At 61.8% G+C, this 23733-nt stretch carries 24 protein-coding genes and 1 pseudogene; 15 read left to right on the top strand and 10 right to left on the bottom strand.

The features are described from left to right. Window positions 1–2 precede the first annotated feature (2 nt). The 7 genes from FGF80_RS00590 (at window position 3) to FGF80_RS00560 (ending at window position 6563) form a co-directional block, all read left to right on the top strand. Complete coding sequence (locus FGF80_RS00590; protein WP_138651574.1) at window positions 3–962, top strand: hypothetical protein; 960 nt, start codon at window positions 3–5, stop codon at window positions 960–962. 21 nt (window positions 963–983) lie between these two features. Further along, window positions 984–1748 (top strand): hypothetical protein, encoded by a 765-nt coding sequence (locus FGF80_RS19460; RefSeq protein WP_238705323.1) that lies wholly within the window; start codon window positions 984–986, stop codon window positions 1746–1748. 2 nt (window positions 1749–1750) lie between these two features. Then, entirely contained in the window at window positions 1751–2722 is a 972-nt protein-coding gene (locus FGF80_RS00580) for a hypothetical protein (protein WP_138651572.1), read from the top strand. 21 nt (window positions 2723–2743) lie between these two features. Then, window positions 2744–3382, top strand: a complete 639-nt coding sequence (locus tag FGF80_RS19455) for a hypothetical protein (RefSeq protein WP_238705322.1) — start codon at window positions 2744–2746, stop codon at window positions 3380–3382. A gap of 1 nt (window position 3383) precedes the next feature. Then, window positions 3384–4340, top strand: a complete 957-nt coding sequence (locus FGF80_RS00570) for a hypothetical protein (RefSeq protein ID WP_138655418.1) — start codon at window positions 3384–3386, stop codon at window positions 4338–4340. A gap of 88 nt (window positions 4341–4428) precedes the next feature. Continuing rightward, the gene (locus FGF80_RS00565; RefSeq protein WP_202978779.1) at window positions 4429–5616 is read left to right on the top strand and encodes an eCIS core domain-containing protein; all 1188 of its coding nucleotides are present in this window, start codon (window positions 4429–4431) and stop codon (window positions 5614–5616) included. A gap of 2 nt (window positions 5617–5618) precedes the next feature. Continuing rightward, window positions 5619–6563, top strand: coding sequence for a hypothetical protein (locus tag FGF80_RS00560; RefSeq protein WP_138651570.1), 945 nt, complete (start codon window positions 5619–5621; stop codon window positions 6561–6563). A gap of 36 nt (window positions 6564–6599) precedes the next feature. On the opposite strand, the pseudogene FGF80_RS19450 reads toward FGF80_RS00560, so the two are convergent. Then, a pseudogene (locus FGF80_RS19450) lies at window positions 6600–6991 on the bottom strand (IS1595 family transposase); the annotation flags it as partial. A 483-nt stretch (window positions 6992–7474) separates the two neighbouring features. Between FGF80_RS19450 and FGF80_RS00545 the strand changes: the two are divergent. From FGF80_RS00545 to hisG, 4 genes are all read left to right on the top strand, one after another. After that, entirely contained in the window at window positions 7475–8416 is a 942-nt protein-coding gene (locus FGF80_RS00545; protein ID WP_138651567.1) for a hypothetical protein, read from the top strand. Window positions 8417–8459: 43 nt separating this feature from the next. Then, window positions 8460–9092: a hypothetical protein gene (locus FGF80_RS00540; RefSeq protein WP_238705320.1), complete on the top strand. Its 633-nt coding sequence runs from the start codon at window positions 8460–8462 to the stop codon at window positions 9090–9092. Between the two features lie 5 nt (window positions 9093–9097). Beyond that, window positions 9098–10009, top strand: coding sequence for a hypothetical protein (locus tag FGF80_RS00535; protein ID WP_138651565.1), 912 nt, complete (start codon window positions 9098–9100; stop codon window positions 10007–10009). A 225-nt stretch (window positions 10010–10234) separates the two neighbouring features. Beyond that, window positions 10235–11095, top strand: a complete 861-nt coding sequence (gene hisG, locus FGF80_RS00530; RefSeq protein WP_138651563.1) for an ATP phosphoribosyltransferase — start codon at window positions 10235–10237, stop codon at window positions 11093–11095. A 60-nt stretch (window positions 11096–11155) separates the two neighbouring features. Here hisG and FGF80_RS00525 read toward each other — a convergent pair whose 3' ends face one another. Together FGF80_RS00525 and FGF80_RS00520 are read right to left on the bottom strand one after the other, a co-directional pair. Continuing rightward, complete coding sequence (locus FGF80_RS00525; protein WP_138651561.1) at window positions 11156–11575, bottom strand: DUF7344 domain-containing protein; 420 nt, start codon at window positions 11573–11575, stop codon at window positions 11156–11158. Between the two features lie 350 nt (window positions 11576–11925). Then, on the bottom strand, window positions 11926–12486 hold the full coding sequence (locus FGF80_RS00520) for a TATA-box-binding protein (RefSeq protein ID WP_007109921.1): 561 nt from the start codon (window positions 12484–12486) through the stop codon (window positions 11926–11928). A gap of 204 nt (window positions 12487–12690) precedes the next feature. Here FGF80_RS00520 and FGF80_RS00515 point away from each other — a divergent pair, with 204 nt between their 5' ends. After that, window positions 12691–13785 carry a methyltransferase domain-containing protein gene (locus FGF80_RS00515; RefSeq protein ID WP_238705319.1) on the top strand — a complete coding sequence of 365 codons (1095 nt, stop codon included), beginning with the start codon at window positions 12691–12693 and terminating at the stop codon, window positions 13783–13785. Window positions 13786–14035: 250 nt separating this feature from the next. Here FGF80_RS00515 and FGF80_RS00510 read toward each other — a convergent pair whose 3' ends face one another. The 4 genes from FGF80_RS00510 to FGF80_RS00495 all read right to left on the bottom strand — a co-directional run bounded on the left by FGF80_RS00510 (window position 14036) and on the right by FGF80_RS00495 (window position 17224). Beyond that, a complete protein-coding gene (locus FGF80_RS00510; RefSeq protein ID WP_138651557.1) occupies window positions 14036–14473 on the bottom strand; it encodes an acyl-CoA thioesterase in 438 nt (145 codons plus the stop codon). Between the two features lie 85 nt (window positions 14474–14558). Further along, on the bottom strand, window positions 14559–15020 hold the full coding sequence (locus tag FGF80_RS00505) for a DUF92 domain-containing protein (protein ID WP_138651555.1): 462 nt from the start codon (window positions 15018–15020) through the stop codon (window positions 14559–14561). Window positions 15021–15046: 26 nt separating this feature from the next. Beyond that, window positions 15047–16051: an AAA family ATPase gene (locus FGF80_RS00500; protein ID WP_138651553.1), complete on the bottom strand. Its 1005-nt coding sequence runs from the start codon at window positions 16049–16051 to the stop codon at window positions 15047–15049. Window positions 16052–16090: 39 nt separating this feature from the next. After that, entirely contained in the window at window positions 16091–17224 is a 1134-nt protein-coding gene (locus FGF80_RS00495) for a DUF7282 domain-containing protein (RefSeq protein WP_138651551.1), read from the bottom strand. Between the two features lie 265 nt (window positions 17225–17489). Between FGF80_RS00495 and rnz the strand changes: the two genes are divergently transcribed. Both rnz and FGF80_RS00485 read left to right on the top strand, forming a co-directional pair. After that, a complete protein-coding gene (gene rnz / locus FGF80_RS00490; protein WP_138651549.1) occupies window positions 17490–18434 on the top strand; it encodes a ribonuclease Z in 945 nt (314 codons plus the stop codon). Between the two features lie 100 nt (window positions 18435–18534). After that, window positions 18535–20508 (top strand): DUF460 domain-containing protein, encoded by a 1974-nt coding sequence (locus tag FGF80_RS00485; protein WP_049908011.1) that lies wholly within the window; start codon window positions 18535–18537, stop codon window positions 20506–20508. Between the two features lie 98 nt (window positions 20509–20606). Here the strand turns inward: FGF80_RS00485 and FGF80_RS00480 are convergent, their stop codons facing one another. Continuing rightward, a complete protein-coding gene (locus tag FGF80_RS00480) occupies window positions 20607–20786 on the bottom strand; it encodes a DUF7470 family protein (protein WP_049908010.1) in 180 nt (59 codons plus the stop codon). A gap of 131 nt (window positions 20787–20917) precedes the next feature. Here FGF80_RS00480 and eif1A point away from each other — a divergent pair, with 131 nt between their 5' ends. Continuing rightward, the gene (gene eif1A, locus FGF80_RS00475; RefSeq protein ID WP_006185102.1) at window positions 20918–21205 is read left to right on the top strand and encodes a translation initiation factor eIF-1A; all 288 of its coding nucleotides are present in this window, start codon (window positions 20918–20920) and stop codon (window positions 21203–21205) included. A 546-nt stretch (window positions 21206–21751) separates the two neighbouring features. Here eif1A and FGF80_RS00470 read toward each other — a convergent pair. Next, complete coding sequence (locus FGF80_RS00470) at window positions 21752–22864, bottom strand: pyridoxal-phosphate-dependent aminotransferase family protein (protein WP_138651547.1); 1113 nt, start codon at window positions 22862–22864, stop codon at window positions 21752–21754. 349 nt (window positions 22865–23213) lie between these two features. Beyond that, entirely contained in the window at window positions 23214–23687 is a 474-nt protein-coding gene (locus FGF80_RS00465) for a plastocyanin/azurin family copper-binding protein (RefSeq protein WP_138651545.1), read from the bottom strand. Window positions 23688–23733 lie beyond the last annotated feature (46 nt).

Here is a 23733-nt window from a genome sequence, read left to right as displayed (position 1 = left end):
GGATGGAGGCAACTATCACTGGTGAAGACGATATCGCCGTTGGATTAAGTGTTATTGATAATAATGAAGAAGAGCACTTGATTGAGATGGAAATGGATGGTGAGATATACCACCATAATCAAGATGCTTATGCTGACGACCCGGACGAACGCTCACCAGAAGGGATGAAACACGTCGGACAAGCGCAACAATATGCGAAGTACTACGTCTATCGGGAACGAGGATATGATACTTTAGATGTCGACAAGAACCCGGACCGGCTTCTCCACGCTGCCATAGTTGTTGCGGCGCTTTCGACGGACGCGTTCGAAGATCACTTCGGTGATCTCTATCGCCAACTGAAGAGTCACAACACCGATCAAGAACCGGTCGTACACGTCGAGGACGACATTCGAGAGGACACGTTTTTCGTCTACGCTAAGGAGATCTATCTCGGTCTCGAGGACGAGGAGTTGGCCGAGTTGGCGACATCGCTGACGGACGAGGATGTCATCGCCTACCTCCAAGACGCTGCCGAGCTCCTCGAGAGCGAACCGACAGGATCGGTCGGTCTGCTCGAGAAGTTCCCGTCGCTAGCCGAGGAGTACGATTTAGAAGGGTTCATCGATGAAACCGATCCCGAGCAGTGGATTCGTGCAACGCCGACGGTCTATCCGAGATGGCGGATCGGCAAGGGGATTCACCAAGACCCCGATCAACTGCCGGACATCGATGGCGATCCGGATTGCCGTCTGGAAATCGTTCCGTACGATCCCGACTCGATCGAGGACCTTCAGGAGTACGTCGTCCAGCACATCAAATGTCAGATACGAGATTGCTTTGTGCATATGGGAATGGTGCCACCCGAACCCTTCCACGTCCAAGGACCGGGCGCGGATATCAACACGATGCAGTTCCAGCGCTACGACTTTCTCCAGCCCTATCACGATCCCGACGCTGATATCGACTGGGAGAGCGTCTAACTAACACTTCCCATGTCTCTGATGGCTCCTGCTCTCGAGATCGACCCCGACCCGCAGTTAGAGCGGGAAGCCGACGAGGCGGCCACCGAGGCGTTGGCGGGTGAGCCACTGACCATCAATCGGATGGGTGCAGAGATTCAGATTCAGCGGTCCACTGATGATGGTGCCTACACACCGTCACAAATTAGGAAATTGGTTGGCCAAGAACTCGGGAAGAAGAACATCGACTCCCGGCTTGAGGACGTCGAAGAGGAGATCAAAGACGTCAAAGGGACCGTCAATGATCACGACGAGAGGCTATCGAACCTCGAAAACGGGCCGATCGATGTAAATCTCGAGGAGGCCGCCGAAGGGTCCCAGTCGATCACGGAGCGACTCCAGAACGCGGTCACAAATCTCAACCCCCTCGATGAGAAGGGAGCGAAAAATGCAACCGAGGGCCTCGTTGCGAGCGGACTGGCTAGTGCGGGGGTACTGGCAACGGTTCTGAGTGGCGGCACCGTCGGGGCAGCCGCACTGACGGGAATCGCGACGGCGACCGTCGCACCGATGCTCCGCGGGGCTGCCTCTGACGGAATCGTCGGCGACGACACCAGCGTTCCCGACGCCATCGCCGGCAAACTCGGGACGGCACTCGCCGACAGCGAGGAGTTCGCCGAACGGCTTGGCAAAAATCCACATCTGGCCGAACAGATCTCTCATCAACTCGATGATGTCGAGGACGCTAACCTGACTGGAAAGGGCGACTCGAGGGGGCTCTCTAACAGTACCACGGGTGGTGACTAAGGATGGAGGCAACTATCACTGGTGAAGACGATATCGCCGTTGGGTTAAGTGTTATTGATAATAATGAAGAAGAGCACTTGATAGAGATGGAAATGGATGGTGAGATATACCACCATAATCAAGATGCTTATGCCGACCACCCGGACAATCGCTCCCCGGAAGGACGGAAACACGTCGGGCAGGCTGCACGGTACGCGAAGTACTACGTCTATCGTGAACGCGGCTACAATACGTTAGCCAGCAGCGACAGCCTGCAGGACCCTAACCGGCTAATCACCACGGCGATGGTGATCCACTCCCTTTCGGCGGACGCGTTCGAACACCACTTCGGGGACCTCTACCGGCAACTGAAAAGCCACGCCGGAGCGGGTGAGCCAGTCGTCCACGTGAAAGACGCCGTCATGGAGGACGCGTTCATGGTCTACGCCAAAGAGATCTATCTCGGTCTCGAGGACACCGATCTGGCCGAAGTCATCGAAACGTTGTCCACTGAAGACGCGACCGACTACCTTCGTGACGCTGTGACACTGCTCGAGGACGAGGAGACCGGCGCGGCAGGAGTTCTAGATCAGCTTGCGCCGCTTGCAGCCGAGTACGGTCTCGAAGACGACCTCAGCGAGACGCTCGAGCCGGAACAGTGTCTCGACGCTACCCCGACGGTGTATCCCAAGTGGCGAATCGGGACTCAGATTCACGAAGACCCGGACCAACTGCCGGATATCGATCGGGAACCGGACTGCTGCCTCGATATCGTCCCATACGATCCCGATTCGATCGAAGACCTCCAAGAATACATCATTCAGCACATCACGTGCCAGGTTCGGGACTGTTTCGTGTCCATCGGTGTGACGCCGCCGGAACCGTTCCGGGTCCAAGGCCCAGGGCAGGACTTTATTACGATGCAGTACCAGCACTTCGACTATCTCCAACCCTATCACGATCCCGACGCCGAAATCGACTGGGAGAACGTCTAACTAACTTTTCCCATGTCTCTGATGGCTCCTGCTCTCGAGATCGATCCCGACCCGCAGTTAGAACGAGAAGCCGACGAGGCGGCGACCGAGGCGTTGGCCGGTGAGCCACTGACGATCAATCGGATGGGGACCGACGTTCACGTCCAGCGAGTGGCGAAGAGCGCCGAGTCGATGACCTATGAGGGGCTCGATACGCTTACTGACGCGGTGGTCGACCTGCAGGAAACCGTCACTCAAAATCAGCGGGAGATTCAGGACACGAAATCCAACCTGCGTGCGCTCGAGGACGAAGTGCACAGCGGCTGGACGGACAAGACGGCCGGTGCCGTTGCAGCTGTCGGGGCCAGTGGGATCACCGCGGGGACGCGAGCGGCGACCGAGACTGATCTCGGTGACGCCATCGCGGGCAACGAGATGCTGATGGAACTCTTGCCGACGCTCGCTCAAAACAGTGATGTCGTGGCCGCTGCCGGCCTGACAGCGGTTCTCGCTGGTGGCACCTACGGCCTCCAGCAGGCCATCGACGGCGCGGGAATGCTCGAGAAACTGGGTGACGGATTCAAGAGTCTCAAAGATCGACTTTCGATCTTCAACGACGACGAAAAGGGCCAGCGTGAAGATGTAGAATACAAAGATGATGACTCAGGATTACTTTGGTAAAATGAATGCAAAAATAAAGAAGGAAAATGAAGATGGGTTCGGAGCCCAAATTATAGATTGTGATGGTACAGAACATCGAATAGGTGTGGGATTCAATGGCAGAATTATTGCTCATCAATGTCAAGAATACCCAGATAATCCAAAACATCGTACTAACAAAGAAGACGAAAGATCTGCTCAAGCCCGCCGCTTCGCCCGATATCACGTTTATCGAGAGCTAGGTTACGATACGATCCCGAATACGGAGAATCCTGACCGGATCGCGGCCGTCCTGCTAGCGATCCTCGATCTGGGAGAAGAGGCGTTCGATCGCCACTTCCGGACGCTGTTCGAGCAGGTCGCGAGCCACGATTTCCCGGAGATCGAGCCACCGCTGGACCTCCCCCCGGAGGTCTACAGTCAGGAGGCACTCGTCTACAAACAGCACGTCTATCTCGAGGAAGACTTGGAGACGTTCCGCAAGGAGTTACAACAGCCGGCGAGCGAGATTCTCGACGAGGATGCCATGGATGACCTCCTGAGCGGCGGGAACCCGATTTCGGGAACTGGAAGCGGCGGCTTCATGTCGTCGGTTCACTCACTGCTGAGTGGCACCAGCGATGCGGTTGATCTCACCATCGAGGGTGTCTCCGGGATCGATACGATGTACTACGAAGACACCAACGACGACCGGACGATCGAGGGACCCGACCCCTTCGACCGCGACCCCGACGCGACGATCGAACTCATTCCGGCACAATTTGACGAGGACGTCTTCGGATTTTACCTCTGTCACAACCTCCTGTGTCAAATCCGAGACTGTTTCATCGGAATGGGTCTCGAGCCGCCACGTCAGTATCGGACGCTCGGCCACGGCAAGTACAAATACACTGGGAAATACCGCCACTTCGATTTCTATCCGGACTACTGGGACCCGGAAGCCGACATCCCCGGCTACCGCGCGCCAGTTCCGCTCTAACTCCAACCTCGAATCGTCGAATACTGTCTCCATTCACTCGAAAACGATCCCCTGCTCGAGCACCGTTCGGTCGACGATATCGCCCACGATGACCAATCGGCCAACTTCCCCACGGAACGCACTCGCTGGCACTGCCTCAACAGCTCCTACGCTGATCGACGAAAACGCCCTACTCAGTCTCGGTCCGATTTCCCAGCCTTCAACCGAACAGCAGAATCAGCGCGCGCTCAAGGGCGCGGACACGACCGAGGACGAGGTCCTGGACGTCATCGGCAGCGGCGGCATGCCCCTCGACTTCTCGATCCAGCGCGAACTCGGCGAACGGATGGACGCGGACTTCTCGGACGTACGCATCCACACCGGCGGGAAAGCCGCTCAAGCGGCCGAATCCATCGACGCGAAGGCGTTTACCTGCGGCAACGCGATCGTCTTCAATTCGGGCGAGTACGATCCCCGGTCGGCCGACGGCCAACACCTGCTGGCCCACGAACTCGCCCACGTCAAACAGCAACACGGCGGCGCACCGCTCTCGATGAAGCCAAAATCGAATGCGGACCTCGAGATCGACCCCGACCCGCAGTTAGAGCGGGAAGCCGACGAGGCGGCGACCGAGGCGTTGGCGGGTGAGCCACTGACCATCAACCGGATGGGAACGGACGTTCACGTCCAGCGATCGGCCAAAGGCGAAGCCGAGTACGTCACCAAAGACGACGTCCTCGAGATCGTCGACAACTACTATCGCGGCCACGTCGAAGACCGGGCCGAATCAGATCCGACTGCGGCCGGTCCCGAACGCGATACTGCGCGCGGATCGCTCGAGCAGTCAGGCAACTCGGCTGAGAACAGTGGATTCCTGGGCAAGATGAGGTCGGTCGGGAGCGATCTCTCTCAGGCGATGACCAAGGGCGCGATCGGCTCGCTCGCTGGTGCAGGTGGAAAAATCGTCGGGAAGGTCGGCGGTGGAAGCCTCGGTGCGATCCTCGGGGGAGCCGTCGGGAGTTTCGCCGGGCCGGTTGGGACCGCTGCGGGCGCTGCCGCTGGGTACCAGATCGGCGGAACGCTGGGCGGCGAGATACTCGGCGGAGCCGCCAGTGACATGGCTAAGCAGGTAACCGATTATACGCTCCCAAAAGAGCACGCTGCGTCCGTTGCTGACCTTCAGCAGAAATACCAGCAACTCGAAGAAGAGGTTAAGGAACTGAAGAAAGCAGGCGATACTTCGACTGGTGGAGGACCCTCGCGCGGCCTTTCGCAAAGCACTACTGGGGGTAATTAAAAATGGAGGCAACAATAACTGGGGAAGATGACCTTGCTGTTGGCCTGAGCGTAATTGATAATGATGATGTTGAGCATCTAATCGAGTTGGAAAGAGACGGTGAAATATATTATCACGAACAAGACGGGTATCCCGATGAATCGGTAAACCAGACTGACGAAGAAAGCGAGCGTATTCGACAGGCACGATCTTTCGCTCGGTACCATGTCTTCGTCGAACGTGGCTACGACACGGTTCCACCCTCCGAGAATCCCGTTCGAATCGACGCCGTTCGCCAAGCGATTAATGAGATGGACCGCGCTGAGTTTGAGGAGCTATTCGGCGACCTCTACCAGCAACTCGAGTTCGAGGAAGGAAGCGGGACCTCGCCGGCGATGACTGTCCCCTCAGGAGCGACCGATCCGTGCATCTACTGCAAGAATATCTATCTCGGAATAGACCCGCTGGAAACTGACCTTGGAACACAACTCGCGTCGAAACACGACCTCGACGTTACGAAGTCGGCTGCCGAGATCGACCTCGCCGACGTATCCGAACACGAACTCGAGTCGTGGGGAGAGTTCTCGGGTGAGTTCGCGGCGCAGGCCGCTGATTCGGGCCTTAATCTCAGCGATGCAGCCTACATCGACGAGACATCGGATCTCTACGTCAAGTATCCCGACGGTGCACAGTTGGCAGTTGTCGACGACCACCTCGCACCGGCGGCACGCGACCCGGACACTGTCATCGAACTGTTGCCGATCGATCCGCAGGATCTGGAGTATTTCAAGTCGTTCATGGATCACTACCTGCGCTGTCAGATTCGAGATTCGTTCGTCGAGATGGGTGTTCACCCGCCAGAGGAGTTTCAGGTGATCGGGATGGGGCGATTCATGGCCGCCCGCGGCTACGACTACATCGATTTCTATCCCGAGTTCCACAATCCGAACGCCGAGGCGTTCCACTGATTTCTAGAGACGCTCTTTCGTAGCACATTGTTGATTTCAGAGCATCGCTTGAAACCCGCGCCTGAGTACTTCTAACCCTAGTTTTCGATATAATTTTCGTCGTAGTTGAAACGCTCTGAGATATTGCGTCAGCTTGTCTTTGGAGATGACTTGCTGGGACGAGAGCCACCATTGCGTCAGCGACGCGTAGCTCTCGTAGATGCTAACGTGCAGATTGTCATCGGCGTATTCGCCGTCGCCGTGGTCGACGTATTGGCGGTCGAATGCCTCGTCATCTTCGAGCGGTTCGCACGCTCGAAAGTCGTCAGTATAGACAGTGAGCGACTCCTGCTGGCCGACCGTCAGCAGGAGTCAAACGTCGGTCCGTGGGTGGCTTTCACCGGGATCACGTACTGCTGTCCAGTTCCTAGATCAGCGAGAATGAACAACTTCCAGCCAAATATCCAAGATGTTGTGACTTATATCTAATGGAAAACGGGGAGATGGGTGTGCATTGTCCCGTTGAATCGACATTCTAGAGATCGATACGACTCTCAATTCTCGGTCCCTGCGGTCTTCTTTTGAATTAGTTCCAACAAGATTTATAACACTTATACGGAGATATCATACAAGAACGATTCGTGGCAATTCGGTCACGTCGATCAGAGACTGACGAGACATCGTCCGCGGCGGCACTCGCACAACAGGGCGCTTCAGGATGCCCTGAAAGAGACGGCAGTCAACCACGAAGTAGCTGCACCTGCCATCGCTGCTGCCGTGATGGCTGCTGGCGTGGGTACCGCCAGTGAAGGTATCAAAAGCGCTCTCGGTGGAATAAAAGATAGAGTCTTCAGCGCCGATGATGATGCTGATGGAAAACGTGAGGATGGTGGGGAAACCAACGACTCGTCGATGAAATTTTGGTGATCTCAATGGAAGTCAACATTGTTGGTGAAGATGAGACGGATCTGGGTGTAGAAGTAGTAGATAATAACAGCGTTGAACACCGGATTATGATGGGGTACGACGGTGAAATAACTGGCCACGCACAAGATGGATACCCCGACGAGCCTACAAAGCGAACAAATTACCAACATGAGAGTGTATTTGAAGCTCGCCGATTCGCCCGCTATCACGTCTATCGGGAGAAGGGCTACGACACGCTCCCGCCAGCCGAGAACCCGGACCGAATCGCTGCGGTCTTGATGGCACTGCTGGATCTCAGCGACGAACAGTTCGCGGAGTACTTCCAGACGCTGTACGAGCAGGCAGCCAGTCACGATCGGACCGATATCGTTCCGCCGCTCGATCTGCCACCGGAGGTCTACAACGAGGAGTTCCTGATCTACAAGCAGAACATCTACCTCGAGGAGGATCTCGAGGGGATTCAGGACCAACTCACCCGACCCGCGACGGACGTCCTTGGGGAGCAGGACCTCGAGGAGTTAGCCACGGCGACGAGTGAGGGGCTCGTCTCGAAAGCGACCGCTCTCGTCGGTGGCGGCGGTGAGTCCGAGGGGACCTTCGCCGATCTCACGATCGAAGGCGTTTCCGGAATCGATACCATGTATTACGAGGACACGAACGAGGATCGGACGATCGAGGGGGACGATCCGTTCGATCGCGACCCCGATGCCCGCCTCGAGATCGTGCCGTCCAGCTACGACTGGGATCGGTTCCGCTATCACGTCGGTCACAATCTGGTCTGCCAGATCAGGGATTGCTTCATCGGGATGGGTGTGGAACCGCCCGAGCCGTACCGCGTCCTCGGGCACGGTCAGTACAAGTATACAGGCAAGTACCGCCACTTCGATTTCTACGAGCCGTACTTCGATCACGAGGCCGACATCGACGGATACGTTGCTCCGGTCTAATCCGTGTTCAGCTGAAACCACCTACTACCTACTCGGGATTCAAATGGAGACAGTACATACGGGCATCCTGACGGTCGCTGATACTTGCACGACGACCGTTTCTGGTCCGCGACTCGAGCGGGAAGCCGACGAGGCGGCCACTGAGGCATTATCGGGTGAGGAACCGCTGGTCGTGAATCGGATGGGGACGGACGTCCACGTCCAGCGGTATCCCGGCGAGGGTGTAGTTGCCAAAGCCGGCACTCTCCTCGAGAACGGGACGGAGAAAGTCGACGACGCCACACGCAAACGATACCGGCTCAGCAAGGAGCAACTCCTGGATGTCGTTACGTCCGTCGAAACCCCGGCCGGACTCTCCGAGTGGCTCGAGTATCACGATATCGACGTAGCCAGCCGGGTGCAAGATGCGGCCAGTAGCCCGATCAAAGGGATGACCAAAGGCTGGACGGTTGGATCGGCAGTCGGGGCGATAGCTGGACCGGCCGGGGCAGTGGCCGGTGGCCTCGCTGGCGTTCCGCTCGGGGCCGTCCTCACCACGAAATTCGGCCAGCACGTCGCCGGCGAGGTCCAATCGCTCTTGCGAGACCGACTCGGTCTCAATACTGACCAGGAATTCGATATAGACGATATCACTGGGCTTGGTGAGTCGACTGGTGACGCAAGGAGCAGGAGGTAACAGGTATGGATGCAATCATAACTGGGGAATCTGACAGGATCGGTCTAAGCGTTATCGATAACAACGATATCGAGCACCTCATTGAAATAGACTTCAATGGCAAAATAAAGTACCACGAACAAGATGGTTACCCGGACAAACCGGCGGAACGCACCCATAGCGAGGGGGAACACGTTGGGCATGCACGCAGATACGCCCAGTATTACGTCGCTCGAGAGACCGAGCACGACACGATTCCGTGGGATCTGGATGGAGATCGATTCGAAGAGGTACGGAAGGCGCTCGAGGGACTCTCGGACGGGGAGATCGAGACGTGCTTCGGTGAGCTCTTGGACCAAAGTCTGAGCCACTACGACGACGATCCCGAGGTAGACATCGGGGACACGAGCCGTCCGCACGAACTGCCTGCGGAAAAGATCGGGCCCGAGGGGGCGGTCGGGTACAAACAGGAGATCTATCTGGATGCTGCCGGGGAGATCGAGGCGGTGTCGGGGATCGGAATCGAATACTACGTTGCGAGGGGCGAGCGCCGGACTGTCTGGCACGGTGATGGGCCGGAGAGAGAGCCGGATGCCTGCGTCGATATTTTGCCGGCTCCGCTGGTCGATCCCGCGCCGTTCAGGGACTATCTGAGCTACAATCTGCGGTGTCAGATTCGCGACTGCTATCTCATGCGGGGCATGGAACCGCCCGCAGAATACAAAGTGCTCGGACACGGCCAGTATCGCTTTACCGGCAAATACGAGAACTTCGATCTCTACCCACCTTACCATCTTATCGACGCCGATATCCCCGGCTACACCCACGAGTTCCGCCCCGACCTCCCGATAACCTGGGGCGAACTCGCCGGAATGACCGATCCCGGCCGTGGTGACTCGCTTTACGCACAGATCAAGGGTGCTCTGTTCAGTCGATAGCTGTCCATCGGCGTGAGTCGATGTCACGGGGCCGTTCCCGGGTGGGTGCCCCGATACCGTGCGACTCCACTCGCCTCGAGAGGCGTCCGGACCCGCACGCAGCGTGGACCGCTCGAGGCGCGATCGTGACCCGCGAACCTGGGTCGGCCATTCCGGGGACGCGGAGGGCCGATGGCGGTGCCCGGATGAAAAGACAGTTGCCCGCCGCCGTCCAAGACGGACCATATGCGAATCGCCGTTCCCAACAAGGGCCGCCTGCACGAGCCGACGATCGACCTCCTCGAGCGGGCGGGGCTCCATCTCGAGAACGGGGCCGACCGCAAACTCTACGCCGATACCGTCGACCCGGACGTGACCGTCCTGTTCGCTCGCGCGGCCGACATTCCGGAGTACGTCTCCGACGGCGCGGCCGAACTCGGGATCACGGGATTCGACCAGGTTCGGGAGGCTCGCGTCGACGACGTGTCCGAGTTGCTCGACCTCGAGTTCGGTCGCTGCCGACTCGTGCTGGCGGCCCCCGAAGACGGCGACACCGACGCCGTCGCGGATCTGGCTGGGAAAACCGTCGCCACCGAGTTCCCGAACATCACCGCGGACTTCTTCGCCACCACCGGCGTCGACCCCGACATCGTCGAGGTCTCGGGCGCGACGGAGCTTACGCCCCACGTGGAGATGGCCGATGCGATCGTGGACATCACGAGTACCGGAACGACGCTGAAAATGAACCGACTGGCCGTCATCGACGAGGTCCTCTCGAGTTCCGTCCGACTGTTCGGGCGGGAGGACGTCCTCGACGATCCCAAGGTCGGCGAGGTCAGGACCGCGCTTTCCTCGGTGAAACACGCCGAAGGCAAGCGGTACCTGATGATGAACGTCCCGCGGGACCGCCTCGAGGACGTTCGCGATGTCATTCCGGGACTGGGCGGGCCGACGATCATGGATATCGCCGACGAGGACGGCGGGGACGCGACGGTTGCCGTCCACGCAGTCGTCAACGAACGGGATGTCTTCGAGACGATTACCGAGGTCAAAACGGCCGGCGCAAGCGATATTCTCGTGACCGAGATCGAGCGACTCGTCGAGTGAACGGATCGTTACGGGCCTCCGACGGGCGGGAACGACGGGCCCGACTCGACCGCGTCGAAGCTACTCGAGTCGGCTAGCGATCGGCCGGTCGAGCGAGTCGAACTCGAGGCGGGATTCGAACGCGGCACAGTTCACGGCCGGGGCGACGAGGTTTCGATCCCGGTCGTACCGGACGATATCGTGTTTTTCGAGCAGCGGGAGATGGGTTTCGCACAGGGACGTGTGAATTCGCTGGCGTAGTTGATGGATCGTCGTCGCGACGGTCGGGTCCTGTTCGGCGTCGGCGAGTCGGCCGACCAACGTTCTGACCGCGATCGGGTCGTCGGCGGCGAGCACGCACCGAACGACCTCGCGCCGACGGTCGCTGTCGAGGACGTGACGGATCGTCTCCCGCGGGAGAGGACGACGGCTGATCGCGCCGTCGGTACCGGGATGAAATCGACCCGAGGCCGGCGGCGTTCGATCTGGGTGGATCGTCATGGGCACGTGAGAGTCAGGGACGGAGACCCGGATAAACGCGAACGGTCGTTTCGGCGAATCAGCACCGGTTCAGACGAGTCAGGTTCGCTGGGCCGCGATTGAACGATCGAAAACTCGGTGAAAGCGATCGAAATGCGATCGACGGTCGGCGACTCGAGATGTAACTCACGACGGACGCGGATCGACGGACGGGTAAGAACTGATTACTACAGGGTGTCGGACCCCCGGGGTCCGACTCCGGGCGAGACGCATCGATCGGCCGACCACCGACGACGCGTCCGGTCGGGACACGGGTCCGCAGGTGGCGTCGGCACCGCTCGAGTCGATCGAACGACCGAAAAGGATCGGCGTTACTCGAGGAGACCGAGGTCCTCGAGTCGGGAGACGATCTTGTCGACGGCGTGCTCGGCGTCGACGGGTTTCTTCCCGCCGGTGATGACGAGTTTCCCGGAGCCGAACAGCAGTGCGACGACCTCCGGCTCGTCGAGTCGATAGACGAGGCCGGGGAACTGCTCGGGCTCGTACTCGATGTTCTCGAGCCCGAGGCCGATCGCGATCGCGTTCAGGTTGAGGTTCCGGCCGAGGTCGGCCGAGGTGACGATGTTCTGGACGACGATCTCGGGGTCCTCGTTGACCTGAATCTGGAGTTCACGGAGCTTGTCGAAGACGATGCGCAGGCTCTCGTGGACATCGTCGGTGCTTTTCGCGCCGGTACAGACGATCTTCCCCGACCGGAAGATCAGTGCGGCGGACTTGGGATTCTGGGTACGGTAGACGAGACCGGGGAACTGCTCGGGGTCGTAGTCGGCCCCCTCGAGGTCCATCGCGACGCTCTGGAGGTCGAGTTCCTGCCCGATGCCGGTCGACGCCACCACGTTTTCGATGTTGATGGTGTCCTTCGGATCCGTCATTAGTCGCTTAAAAAGACGTATTTAAGGTTTATAAAGCTTAGTACCGCCACCTGATATATCCGGTTTATACGCTCCGCGGTGGATTCGCGTATCGCCGATTTCCGGCCGCTCGAGCGGCCACAGGTATGATATTTGGTATCGTAGTTGGTGGCTTGGTTCGCGGAAAGCGGTAGGCTCATGGCCGCGCCGACGCGACGGTCGAGCGTGTATCTGCTCGAGCTCGGCGGCGAGGACGACGCGTTCGCGGCCCGCGAGGCGGCCAGCGCGGCGGCCGGACTCCGTCGCATCGCGCCCGGACTCGCGGTCGCAGGGGGGATCGTCCCCGAGCGCGTCCGCGGACTCGCCTACACCCACCGCGCGAGCGACCTCCTCGGCCGGGGCGCGGCCGACCTCGAGAGCGCGCGGGCCGTCCTCGAAGCCGCTGCGATCGACCGCGAGGGATCGGTCGCGGTACGGGCGACGGACGTTCACGGCTCGAGCGGCGTGAGTACCGAGCGTGTGGAACGCGAACTCGGCGAAATCCTGGTCGAGCGTGGGTTTTCGGTAGATCTCGACGATCCGGATCATCTCCTTCGGGTCGTCTTTTCGGAGGGGAAACACCGGGATGATACGGGCGAACACGCCCTCGAGCGCGTCGACGACGAGGGGCGCGACGAGTCGCCGGGCGAGTTCGTCTCCGTCTGTGCGCTCGGCTGGCTTGCGGCCGAGAGCGTTCGGGATTTCGGTACCCGCGCGCCGACGGACAAACCGTTCTTCCAGCCCGGCAGCATGGACCCCCTGCTCGCGCGCGCCGCGGCGAACATCGCAGGCGCTCGAGCGGGCGCGACGATCCTCGATCCGATGTGTGGGACCGGCGGCGGCCTCGTCGAGGCCGGCCTGGTCGGCGCGGACGTGATCGGCACCGACGCGCAGGCGAAGATGGTCCGGGGTGCGCGCGAGAACCTGACGCACTTCCTCGAGCGCGATGAGCCCTCGCCGACCGGCGTCGAGCGGGGGTCGTGGCACGTCGGTCGAGGTGACGCGATGCGTCTCCCGCTGGCGGACGATTCCGTCGACGGCGTCGTCTTCGACGCCCCCTACGGCCGCCAGTCGAAGATCGACACCCACCGGCTCGAGGACCTCGTCGCGGGCGCGCTCGAGGAAGCCCACCGGGTCGCGTCGCGGGCCGTCGTGATCGCCGATCGCTCGTGGGCCGGCGAGGCGCGGGCCGCGGGCTGGGCGATCGAGTCGGCCTTCAAGCGCCGGGTCCATCGGTCGCTGACGCGGTACGTGCTGGTCCTCGAGCGGCGATCGCCGTAGCTGCCTTCGTATCGACGCGAGCAGTTGGATGGCTGACCCGCGGCGTACGCTACTATCGTGGCAACACGGAGTGGCCACGCCCTCCCCAACCGATTCGCTCAGTCGCGTGGCTCCTTCGCTCATCCCTCGCGATATCGCCTCGCGGTTCGTCAGTGACGAACCACGACCCAGCGCGCCAGCACCGGGATCGGACAGTCAGCCGCCCACCGAGGCGATTCGAGACGCTGGTGAGTCGACCGTCCGCGGGTAATCACTCCTCGATCTCGTGGACGCGATCCCGAAGGCGCTCACCCTCCTCGGTCTCGACCGAGAGGTCGGGGACGGAGACCGTCTCGCCGGTCTCGTCGATCGCGACGAAGGTGAACGTCGACTCGGTGGTCTTCTCGGTCTCGCCGCTGCGGGGCTCCTCGCGCCAGGCCCGCAGGGCGACGTGGACGCTCGTCCGGCCGGCGTCGTAAACGTAGGCCTCCACGAGGGCGGTGTCACCGATCCGGATCGGCCGCTCGAAGTCGAGTTCGTTCACGCGGGCGGTGACGCAGGTCTCGCCGGCGAAGCGCATCGCCGACATCGCGCTCACCTCGTCGAGCCACTTCATCAGGTTGCCGCCGTGGAGCGTCTCGTTGTTGTTCGCGTGGTTCGGCTGGACGCGAAATCGGTTCTTGATCCGTGTCTCGAGAAGCGTCGGCATACCCGCCCTTCGGCCGGCGAGCGGATAACAGTCCGTGCCGGCCACGGATTGGCCGGTGAATGCAGCGCCATCGTGACCGGCAGTGTCAGCCGCTGTCCTCCCGCTCGAGCCGGCGGGTGGTGACGAGGGCGCTGATGACGAGGAATCCGGCCCCGACCACCGAATCGGGAAGCGAAGAGCCGGTCACGATTACGGAACCGATCAACGCGCCGATAGTGCAAAGAACGGCATGGAAAAGGCCCTTCCAGAGCGCCAACGCGATGGCTGGTCCACTCCGTCGGAGCAAGCACTCAGCGACGATGACGCCGCCGACCAGCGACGCAAGGAGTGTCGATCGCCCCGTGGGCGACATACCGACGACAGGTGTGATACTGAGCAGAAGCCGAACTTGCGGGACGAGAGCGAACACGGCCAAGAAACGCGTCGTCGGCCCGATCGGGTCCGGGCCGTCGCTCGAGGGATCGGGTGCGTCGAGCGACGACTGCGAGGACACCGATTCCCGCGACTCGAACTCGGCAAGTCGTTCCTCGAGAGAGTCGTCCGCCATCAGTGAACTTCGACAGAAAACAGGTCTCAGGCGTCTCGACCGAGCTCCGCCAGCAGGTGCGAGACGTGAATCCGATCGCTCGTTCCCTCGTGCATCTCGAAGTCGATATCCGCGGCCAGCTGGTGGATTCGGGCGAGACGTTCACCCTGATAGCGTTTGCGAGCGATTCGAAGTATTTCCTCGAGCACCTCGTTGCCGTCCAGTCCGTCGTCGACGAGCAGGTCGTCCAGCGTCGACCGGGCGTCGGTAAAGTCGCCGGCCTCGGCGTCGTCGAGCATCGATTCGATTTCGTCTTCGAGGCCGACCTCGCCGAGCGTTTCGTAGGCCGCGCTCATCGTGAGTTCGCCCGCGTCCTCGACGGTCGTCTGGGCCGCCAGGATCGCCTGTCGGAGGTTGCCGTTGGCGTATCCCGCGACGAACTCGAGGCCGTCGGCGTCGTAGTCGACCCCCTCGCGCTCGACGATGCGCTCGAGGACGGTGACGATCTCCTCGCTGGTCGGCGCGGGCAGGGAAACGGGGAAACACCGTGAGCGGATCGGCGGGATGAGCTTGGTCGGCTGGCGCGTCGCGACGATGAACTGCGTCGTCCGGTGGTGTTGCTCCATGATCCGGCGAAGGGCCTGCTGGAAGTCCTCGCGGACGTTCTCGGCGTTGTCGAGTAAGATCGTGGTGTACCCCCCCGAGACGGGCGCGTAGCTGGCCGATTCCTTGAGGACGTGGTTGATCATGTCCCGTTTCGACATCGAGGATCGGCCGACGAGGAAGTGTTCGAACCGGGGGTCGTTCGTGATCTCGGTTTTGGTCCGGCTGAAGAAGTCGGCAACGTTGATCTCGACGAAATCGTTGTCCGGGTCGGCGTGTGCCTCGCGGGCTAGTGCGCGCGCCGCGGCCGTCTTCCCGCTCCCGGGCGGTCCCTGTAGGAGGAGGTTGATCGGCTCCTCGACGGCTCGCTCCAGATACTCGCGAGCGTCGTCCTGGGGCAACTCGGCCAGCTCCGGGGCGTGGGTCTCGGTCCACAGCGGCGCGTCCATCGCCAGCGAGTACGAACGGGCCGGGTAAGAATCGGTCGGTTACTCGGCGGCCGAATCGGACCCCGAATCCTCACCACCGGAGTCGTCGCCGCCCTCCGCGTCGGCCGTGTCCCCGATAGTAACCGTCGTCCGAACTGATCGGTTATCGACTTCGATCGGCGATGCCGAATCGACATCGCCCGGATCGCCCGCGTAGAGCGCCGCCGTCAGTTCGTCACTCTCGTTGCTCGCGGCGTCTTCCGGGAGGTCGACGGTGACGTTCTCGTGATCGCCGGGCTCGAGCTGAACGCTCGTTCCGACCACCGAGCCGTTCCGCTCGAGGGCGACGAATCCGCGCTCGGGAATCGCGGTCTCGACGGTCACGCGTTCCGCGCTCGCGTCGGTCACCGAGACGCTCGGCTCCGTGTGGAACGCGAGTTCGATCCCCGCGACCGCACCGTCGCCGTCGGTGTAGACGCCGATCGTCCGGTTCCCGGGGGGTGCACCGCCCGTATCCGTCTCGAAGGTCACGCGCCGTGAGTCGCCACCCTCGAGTTCGAGCACCCGTCGCTCGAAGACGGCACCGTCGATGCGGACGGTGACGGATTGTTGGGTCTGGAACGCGGTCGGATTGCGGAGCGTCGCGTTCACCCGAATCGTCTCGTTGGTCGTCGCGGCTGCGGGCGCATCGATCGATTCGACGACGAACGAGTCGTCGAGCGCGTCCGTCTCGCCCATCGTCACCGTCGCGGTGTCGCTGACCGGGAACCCGTCCTCGAGATAGGGGTGGTCTTCCTCGCCGTCGGTTTCATAGTAGGCGAACGGATCGTCGCCGGTGTCCTGGTGGACCGTCGCCGTCAGCTGCCCGACCAGTTCGTGGGTCGCGTCGTCCTCGCGCTCGAGAGTCACGTTCTCGTGGGTGCCGGCCGCGAGGTGTTCGGAGACTGCCAGCGGCTCGTCGCCGCTGTCGGTAAGCACGACGTAGCCGCCGTCGGAGAGGGAGACCTCACGAACCGTGACATTTGTTCCCTCGCCATGCTGGTCTTCGAACGTAATCGAGGCCTCCGGATCCGCCTCGACACCGAAAATAGCCGGGGCCTGCCCGACAACGATACCGGCGGCGAGCACGATCGCGATCGCGATCAGGATCGCGACGATGCGCTTGAGCGTGCCGAACGTCAGTCTCGAACTCATTGGGGGTGTGGTCGTCGTCCCTTTGGCACTCGACGGATGTAAAACGCGCAGTCCGTTTGCAGGACGGCGAATCGTTCCGAGACGATTTACGGGAATAGTCCACAGTTACCACAGTGTACGAACACCGTTCGTCGTCCGCCTCGAGCGCCCGCGGTGATCGATCCGGCGAGTACCAGCGTTGGGGAGTGGTGCGTGCCGGGTTCGAGACCCGGGAGTCCCGGACGATCCGAAGCCGGTTTAGTCGCGGCCCGCCGAGGGGTTACCGATGCCACTGCGCGTGACGTTTCTGGGGACAGCCGGGGCGATTCCGACGACCGAGCGGAACCCGAGCAGCGTCTTCGTCGCCCGCGAGGGCGACGGGTTGCTGTTCGACGCCGGCGAGGGGACCCAGCGTCAGATGATGCGATTCGGGACGGGGTTTGCCGTCTCGCACCTGTTCGTCACGCACCTCCACGGCGACCACGTCCTGGGGATTCCGGGCCTGCTGCAGACGATGGCGTTCAACGACCGCGAGGAGCCGCTGGCGATTCACACGCCCCATGGCACGCGCCGCCAACTCAAGGGGCTGGTGAACGCCCTCGACAATCGCCCCTCGTTTCCCGTCCGAATCAACGAGATCGGGGCCGGCGACATCGCCTACCGTGCCGAGGAATACGAGGTCCGCGCGTTCGAAACCGACCACGACACCCGCTCGGTCGGCTACGCGCTCGTCGAAGACGATCGCAAGGGTCGGTTCGACCGCGAGCACGCCGAGGAACTCGGCGTCCCCGTCGGCCCCAAGTTCTCGAAACTCCACGCGGGCGAGTCCGTCGAACTCGAGGACGGGTCCGTCGTCGATCCCGACCAAGTCGTCGGCGACCCCCGCCCCGGCCGGACGATCGTCTACACCGGCGACACTCGCCCGGCCGAGGCGACGATCGAGGTCGCCGACGACCCCGACCTGCTGATCCACGACGCCACCTTCGCCGACGATCGAGCCGAGCGCGCCGCCGACACCGCTCACGCGACGGCCCGCCAGGCCGCCGAAATCGCGAACCGAGCCGGCGCGGCCCGGCTCGCGCTGTTGCACATCTCCTCGCGCTACGCCGGGCGGGCGGACGATCACCTCGAGCAGGCTCGTGAGGTCTTCGCAGGTGATCCCGCGGACGTGTTCGTCCCCGACGACGGGCAGGGGGTCGATGTCCGGTACCCCGACGACGGGGAGGACTGAGCGCCGGCGGATCGCTGCCGCCGAAGCCGCGTTCGGGACCGTCTTGAAGCGAGTGCAAACCCGCGCCGGATTTATAGCGATCTCGTTCCTAGCAGCCTCTGTGAGTACGCGAACGAGTGCGCTCGATGCAGTCGTCTTCGGTGTCGATATTCAGAGCGGTGACGTGCGCGGCGATGCACCGTCGTACGCACTGGCCGTCTACGACGGCGACGACGTCAGTCGGGACGTCGTCTCTCACCGAAAACTCAGGCGACTGATCGACGACGAGGAGCCGGCGATCGTCGCAACCGACAATATGTACGAGCTGGCCGCCGACAAGGACCAGCTCATCCACTTCCTGGGCTCGCTGCCCGCCGGCACCCGACTCGTCCAGGTGACGGGTGCCGAACAGCCCGAGCCGCTCTCCCGCGTGGCGAACCGCCACAACGTCCCCTACGGCAAGGACCCGATGCAGGAGGCCGAGGCCGCCGCCCGACTGGCCGCCCACAACGTCGGCCACGAAGTCTCCGCGTTCACCGACACGACAGCAGTCAAGGTCGCACGCGGTCGCTCGACCGGCAGCGGCGGCTGGAGCGAGGACCGCTACACCCGCCGTATCCACGGTTCGGTCAGGAAACGCGCCCGCGAGGTCGAGTCCGAACTCGAGGACGCGAACCTCGAGTACGAACGGGAAGTCCGGGAGGCGTACGGCGGCTTCGCCAACGCCGTCTTCACCGTCGCGGCCCGGCCCGGGGATATCCCCGTTTCGCGCACTCGGTCGGGCGACGTTCGCGTCGAGATCGAGCGCCAGCGCCGCGACGGCATCGAGTTCGAGCCGCTGGTCAAGCGCCGGGATCACGTCATCGTCGGGATCGATCCCGGCACGACGACCGCCGTCGCCATCGTCGGACTCGAGGGTGAGGTCCTCGACGTCTGGAGTTCGCGAACCAGCGACACCGCCGCGGTGATCGAGTGGATCGTCGAGCGCGGGCGGCCCGTCATCGTTGCAGCGGACGTGACGCCGATGCCCGAAACGGTCGAGAAATTCCGCCGGAGTTTCGACGCCGCCGGCTGGGCACCCGAAAGCGACCTACCGATCGACGAGAAACAACACCGCACGCGCGACCAGCCCTACGACGACGATCACCAGCGCGACGCGATGGCTGCCGCGCTGTACGCCCTCGACGCCCACGAGGACCAGTTCGAGCGGATCGCCAGCAAGCTCCCGCCGGGGATCGACCGCGGTGAGGTCACCGCCCGCGTCGTCGCCGGTGAGGAAAGCGTCGAAGCCGTCCTGACCGACCTGAACGACGAGGAGGAGCCCGAATCGGAGCCCACCGAGCACGAGCCACGCGAGCTGAGCGAGGAGGAAAAACGGATCAAGGACCTCGAACGCCAGGTCGAGCGCCTCCAGTCACACGTCGAACGGCTCGAGGGTCGCGTCGCCGAGCGCGACGAGCGGATCGACGACCTCGAGACGGAGCTCAGTGTCACCCGTAGCGAGGAGCGGAAGGAAGTTCGCCGGGATCGGGAGGTAAATCGCCTCGAGCGGAAGGCGAACCGACTCGAGCGCGAACGCGACGCGGCTCGTGACGAGGTCGAGACGCTCGAGAAGAAAGTCGAGCGAATGAAAGCGCTCTGGAAGCTCGATCACTCGAACTTCAGTGACGTCTCCGCGGAGAAGGAGGGGCTGGTCCCGGTCAAGGTCGTCGAGAAGTTCACCAAGGGGGCGATCCGCGAGGCCAACGAGCAGTACGGCATCGCGAGCGGCGACGTCGTCTACATCCGGGACCCCAGCGGCGCGGGCCGGTCGACGGCCGAACTGCTCGCGGGGTTCGATCCCCGTGTCGTTCTCAAGGACGGCGGACTCTCCGAAATCGCCGACGAACTCCTCTTCGAGAACGAGATTCCGGTCGGTCCCGCCGCCGACGTCGCCATGCAGGAGGTCGACGAACTCGCCGTCGCACGCGAGGACGATGTCGAAGCGGCCATCGACGACTGGCACGAACGCGCCGAGGATCGAAAACGGGATCGCAAAGCGGCGATGGTCGACCAACTCATCAGCGAACATCGAGCCGGCGACAACGAGGTTTAACCCGCCCGTCGGTTCGACGGCAGTGGCGCGCCGGTGGATCGAGACGACCGCTGGCGAGAAGAAACGTATGGGATCGCAGCGAACGCAGTCGGAGACGGTTAGAACATCCCGAAGTTCTGGAGCATACCCGAGATCAGGGACTTGACGACCAATCCCAATCCGGCTACGATGAGTGCCATTCCGGCAGCAATCAAGAGGTTCTGCGAGGCGATCAGGCCGATACCAGCAACCAGAATCACGAGACCGGCGATTCCGAGCGCACCGAGATTCCGTAACATACGGAGGGTTGCAGAGCCGAGCGAAATAAACGGCGTGGTTCCCCGCTCAGCGGACGAGAACCGCCAGCCACCGGTCATTGCGCTAGATGGAACGATAAAGCGTTAAACCCCTCGAACGTGAATCCGCGGCCATGAGCGACGGAGATGGCGGTCGCAAGAACCTCCGGATGCCCGAGAACGACGAGGTCTTCGCGACCGTCACGGACATGCTCGGGGCGAATCGGGTCAAAGTACGCTGTGCCGACGGGACCGAGCGCACCGCGCGCATCCCCGGGAAGATGCAGAAACGAATCTGGATCCGCGAAGACGACGTCGTGCTCGTCGAACCCTGGGACTGGCAGGACGAGAAGGCCGATATCACCTGGCGCTACGAGAAGAGCGAAGCCGACCAGCTTCGGGAAGAAGGCCATATTCAATAGAACCGAACGTTTGCTCTGCGGGCACGCCTACGGCGTACCCTCGGCAAAACGTCGACGAAAAGCACTTCTCCCTCCGTTTTGGCCCCTTCGGGGACTCCACATCGGTCGTCGGCCTGCTCGGGCCTGCGGCCCTCGCGGTGAACGGCGTCATTCGGGTTCTTCGAACCGCTCGTTCGCCGACAAAACCAAAGGGGGGTTCTGCAATTCGGCATCCGAGAGGTGATTGAGGGGGGTCCGACTCGAGCGGGACTACGGTGCTGTGATTTACTGATTCTAGACGATCACCGAGCTCGCCATCGAATCCGCGTCAGCGGATGCAGCGGATTCACACCGAGAACGTCGTAGGTCACGTCGGTCACGTCCAGCGATTCCGACGTTCGAAACTGGTCGGAAACGTCATCACTGTAGCCGCGTTCCCGTGAATACCCGCGGCGCAGGTACCCCAGAACGGTCACCGAATGAGGGCCGACCTATTCGAGATGAACGCCGGCGGTAACTGATCGGTCGGCTGCGAGCGTCTCGAGTCGCTCGATCCCGAACGACGGATTACAGATCCGCGATGTCTTCGATCGCGTCGGTCAGTTCTCTGATGCTCTCGAGGTCGTGTTCGCCCATGTGGCCGATGCGGAACGTCTCCTCGCCGAGTTGCGAGCCGTAACCGTTCGAGAAGACCATGTCGTACTCCTCGCTGACGGCCTCGATCGTCGCGGCGACGTCGATCCCCTGCGTATTCTCGATACAGCTCACCGTCTGGGACTCGTACCCTTCCTCGGGGAACATGTCGAAGTGGTCGCGCGCCCACTCGCGGGTGTACTCGGCCATCTCCCGATGGCGCTGGTCCCGTGCGTCGTGGCCCTCCTCGAGCATGTGCTTCATCTGTTTGCGGTAGGCCAGCATGATCGGAATCGCGGGCGTGGAGTGGGTCTGTCCCTTTCGGTCGTAGTAGTCGATCGTGCGCTGGAAGCCGCCGTACCACGAGGCGGAGTCCTTCTCGAGTTCGCGCTCGTAGGCGTCGTCGCTGACGACGCAGATCGCTAGCCCCGGCGGCATGGCGAACGCCTTCTGACTCGAGGCGAAGATGACGTCGATGTTGTGCTCGTCGATGTCGACGATGTCCCCACCCAGCGCGGAGACCGCGTCGACGACGAAGTACGTGTCGGGGTAGTCGGCGACGACGTCGCCGATCTCCTCGATGGGATTTCGCACGCCCGTCGAGGACTCGTTCATCACGGTCGCGACGACGTCGTAGTGCTTGTCGCTTGCCTCGAGTTCCTCGCGGATGTCCGCGGGTTTGATGGCCTGTCCCCAGTCGTACTCGAGTCGGTCGACGTCCTTGCCCAGTCGCTCGGCCACGTTGGCGTGGCGCTCGCTGAAACTGCCACAGGTCGGGACGAGGATGTTCTCGTCGACGAGGTTGAGCGTCGAGGCCTCCCAGAACTCGGTGCCAGACCCCGTCAGGATGACGACCTCGTTGTCGGTGCCGAGGAACTCCTTGGTGTCCTCGACGATAGTCGTATAGAGGTCGGTCATGCGGTCCATCCGGTGGCCGAACATCGGCTCGCACATCGCGTCGATCACGTCCTCGCGCACTTCGGTCGGACCCGGGATATACAGCGTCTTGTCGGGATACTCGCCCGTGTATTCGCGTTTCTTCGTCACGGATGTCACCTGATACGGGCTACTGCGGAACGAGGTGGTATGGTACTTTTGATGCCACCCAGTGAGTGAGCGATCACCGGCGGGAAGTATTCCCTTCGCGAGCAGGCGGACAGTTCGATCAGGGACGCGCGCTCACTGCTCGAGCGTGGAACGGCTCGAGATTGACAGAACAATAAGGAGAGGGACGTTGATGCTGCATCGGGACACTCCCCGACGACGATAGGGTATCAGTAGTGATTACTGTTGTGTAGCTATCGGAGCTCACCGAGAAAAAGCGTCAGAAAGAGATCGGAAACTGCAACGGTCAGACAGTGTCGACCGTTCCGCCCGAACCGTGGCGTAGAATCCGTTATTCGAGTTTGATGCTGCCGTGCATCCCGACCCCATAGTGGGGCTGACAAACGTACTCGACGGTATCGCTCGATGCCTCGAACTCGACGCTCAGGCCGGGTTCGCTGTCATCGGTCTTTTCAGTCGGTCCTGCGACGGCCGACTCGCTGTCGTCGTAGATCGCGAGGTTGTGTGTGCCCTGCTCGTTCTCCGCCCAGGTGATCGTGTAGGTCTCACCTTCGGTGAGGCTGAGGTCGGGGTTCTCCACGCCTTCGATCTTGGACGGCGCCATACCTTCCCAGGACTGAGCATTCGATTTGAGTTTGATTTCTTTCCCGGACTCGATCGTGTACGGCCCCTCACTGCCGCCGTTGCCGTCACCGTTGCCGTCACCGTTACCGTCGCTGCTACAACCGGCGACGAGCGCCGTCGATGCAGCCGCACCAGTAAGCTTCAGCGCTGTCCGCCGCGAAACCGGGTTATCTCGTGCCATCATCGGGGGTTGGGCCTGAGCACATAAAAATTGATACCTTCTTCCC

Source organism: Natrinema pallidum (genome assembly GCF_005890195.1).
Lineage (GTDB): Archaea > Halobacteriota > Halobacteria > Halobacteriales > Natrialbaceae > Natrinema > Natrinema pallidum.
The sequence above is the reverse complement of the archived record's forward strand: the minus strand, read 5'-3'. Positions and strand labels throughout refer to the sequence as shown.

What these genes read in the sequence shown, in the direction of transcription:
- FGF80_RS00520 (WP_007109921.1), bottom strand. Translation starts at nt 12,486, where the DNA reads ATGACGGATCCGAAGGACACCATCAACATCGAAAACGTGGTGGCGTCG.
- FGF80_RS19455 (WP_238705322.1), top strand. Translation starts at nt 2,744, where the DNA reads ATGGCTCCTGCTCTCGAGATCGATCCCGACCCGCAGTTAGAACGAGAA.
- FGF80_RS00480 (WP_049908010.1), bottom strand. Translation starts at nt 20,786, where the DNA reads ATGTTACGGAATCTCGGTGCGCTCGGAATCGCCGGTCTCGTGATTCTG.
- FGF80_RS19460 (WP_238705323.1), top strand. Translation starts at nt 984, where the DNA reads ATGGCTCCTGCTCTCGAGATCGACCCCGACCCGCAGTTAGAGCGGGAA.
- FGF80_RS00545 (WP_138651567.1), top strand. Translation starts at nt 7,475, where the DNA reads ATGGAAGTCAACATTGTTGGTGAAGATGAGACGGATCTGGGTGTAGAA.
- FGF80_RS00570 (WP_138655418.1), top strand. Translation starts at nt 3,384, where the DNA reads ATGAATGCAAAAATAAAGAAGGAAAATGAAGATGGGTTCGGAGCCCAA.
- FGF80_RS00510 (WP_138651557.1), bottom strand. Translation starts at nt 14,473, where the DNA reads ATGCCGACGCTTCTCGAGACACGGATCAAGAACCGATTTCGCGTCCAG.
- FGF80_RS00525 (WP_138651561.1), bottom strand. Translation starts at nt 11,575, where the DNA reads ATGACGATCCACCCAGATCGAACGCCGCCGGCCTCGGGTCGATTTCAT.
- rnz (WP_138651549.1), top strand. Translation starts at nt 17,490, where the DNA reads ATGCCACTGCGCGTGACGTTTCTGGGGACAGCCGGGGCGATTCCGACG.
- FGF80_RS00565 (WP_202978779.1), top strand. Translation starts at nt 4,429, where the DNA reads ATGACCAATCGGCCAACTTCCCCACGGAACGCACTCGCTGGCACTGCC.
- FGF80_RS00465 (WP_138651545.1), bottom strand. Translation starts at nt 23,687, where the DNA reads ATGGCACGAGATAACCCGGTTTCGCGGCGGACAGCGCTGAAGCTTACT.
- FGF80_RS00500 (WP_138651553.1), bottom strand. Translation starts at nt 16,051, where the DNA reads ATGGACGCGCCGCTGTGGACCGAGACCCACGCCCCGGAGCTGGCCGAG.
- eif1A (WP_006185102.1), top strand. Translation starts at nt 20,918, where the DNA reads ATGAGCGACGGAGATGGCGGTCGCAAGAACCTCCGGATGCCCGAGAAC.
- FGF80_RS00495 (WP_138651551.1), bottom strand. Translation starts at nt 17,224, where the DNA reads ATGAGTTCGAGACTGACGTTCGGCACGCTCAAGCGCATCGTCGCGATC.
- FGF80_RS00560 (WP_138651570.1), top strand. Translation starts at nt 5,619, where the DNA reads ATGGAGGCAACAATAACTGGGGAAGATGACCTTGCTGTTGGCCTGAGC.
- FGF80_RS00590 (WP_138651574.1), top strand. Translation starts at nt 3, where the DNA reads ATGGAGGCAACTATCACTGGTGAAGACGATATCGCCGTTGGATTAAGT.
- hisG (WP_138651563.1), top strand. Translation starts at nt 10,235, where the DNA reads ATGCGAATCGCCGTTCCCAACAAGGGCCGCCTGCACGAGCCGACGATC.
- FGF80_RS00535 (WP_138651565.1), top strand. Translation starts at nt 9,098, where the DNA reads ATGGATGCAATCATAACTGGGGAATCTGACAGGATCGGTCTAAGCGTT.
- FGF80_RS00580 (WP_138651572.1), top strand. Translation starts at nt 1,751, where the DNA reads ATGGAGGCAACTATCACTGGTGAAGACGATATCGCCGTTGGGTTAAGT.
- FGF80_RS00505 (WP_138651555.1), bottom strand. Translation starts at nt 15,020, where the DNA reads ATGGCGGACGACTCTCTCGAGGAACGACTTGCCGAGTTCGAGTCGCGG.
- FGF80_RS00540 (WP_238705320.1), top strand. Translation starts at nt 8,460, where the DNA reads ATGGAGACAGTACATACGGGCATCCTGACGGTCGCTGATACTTGCACG.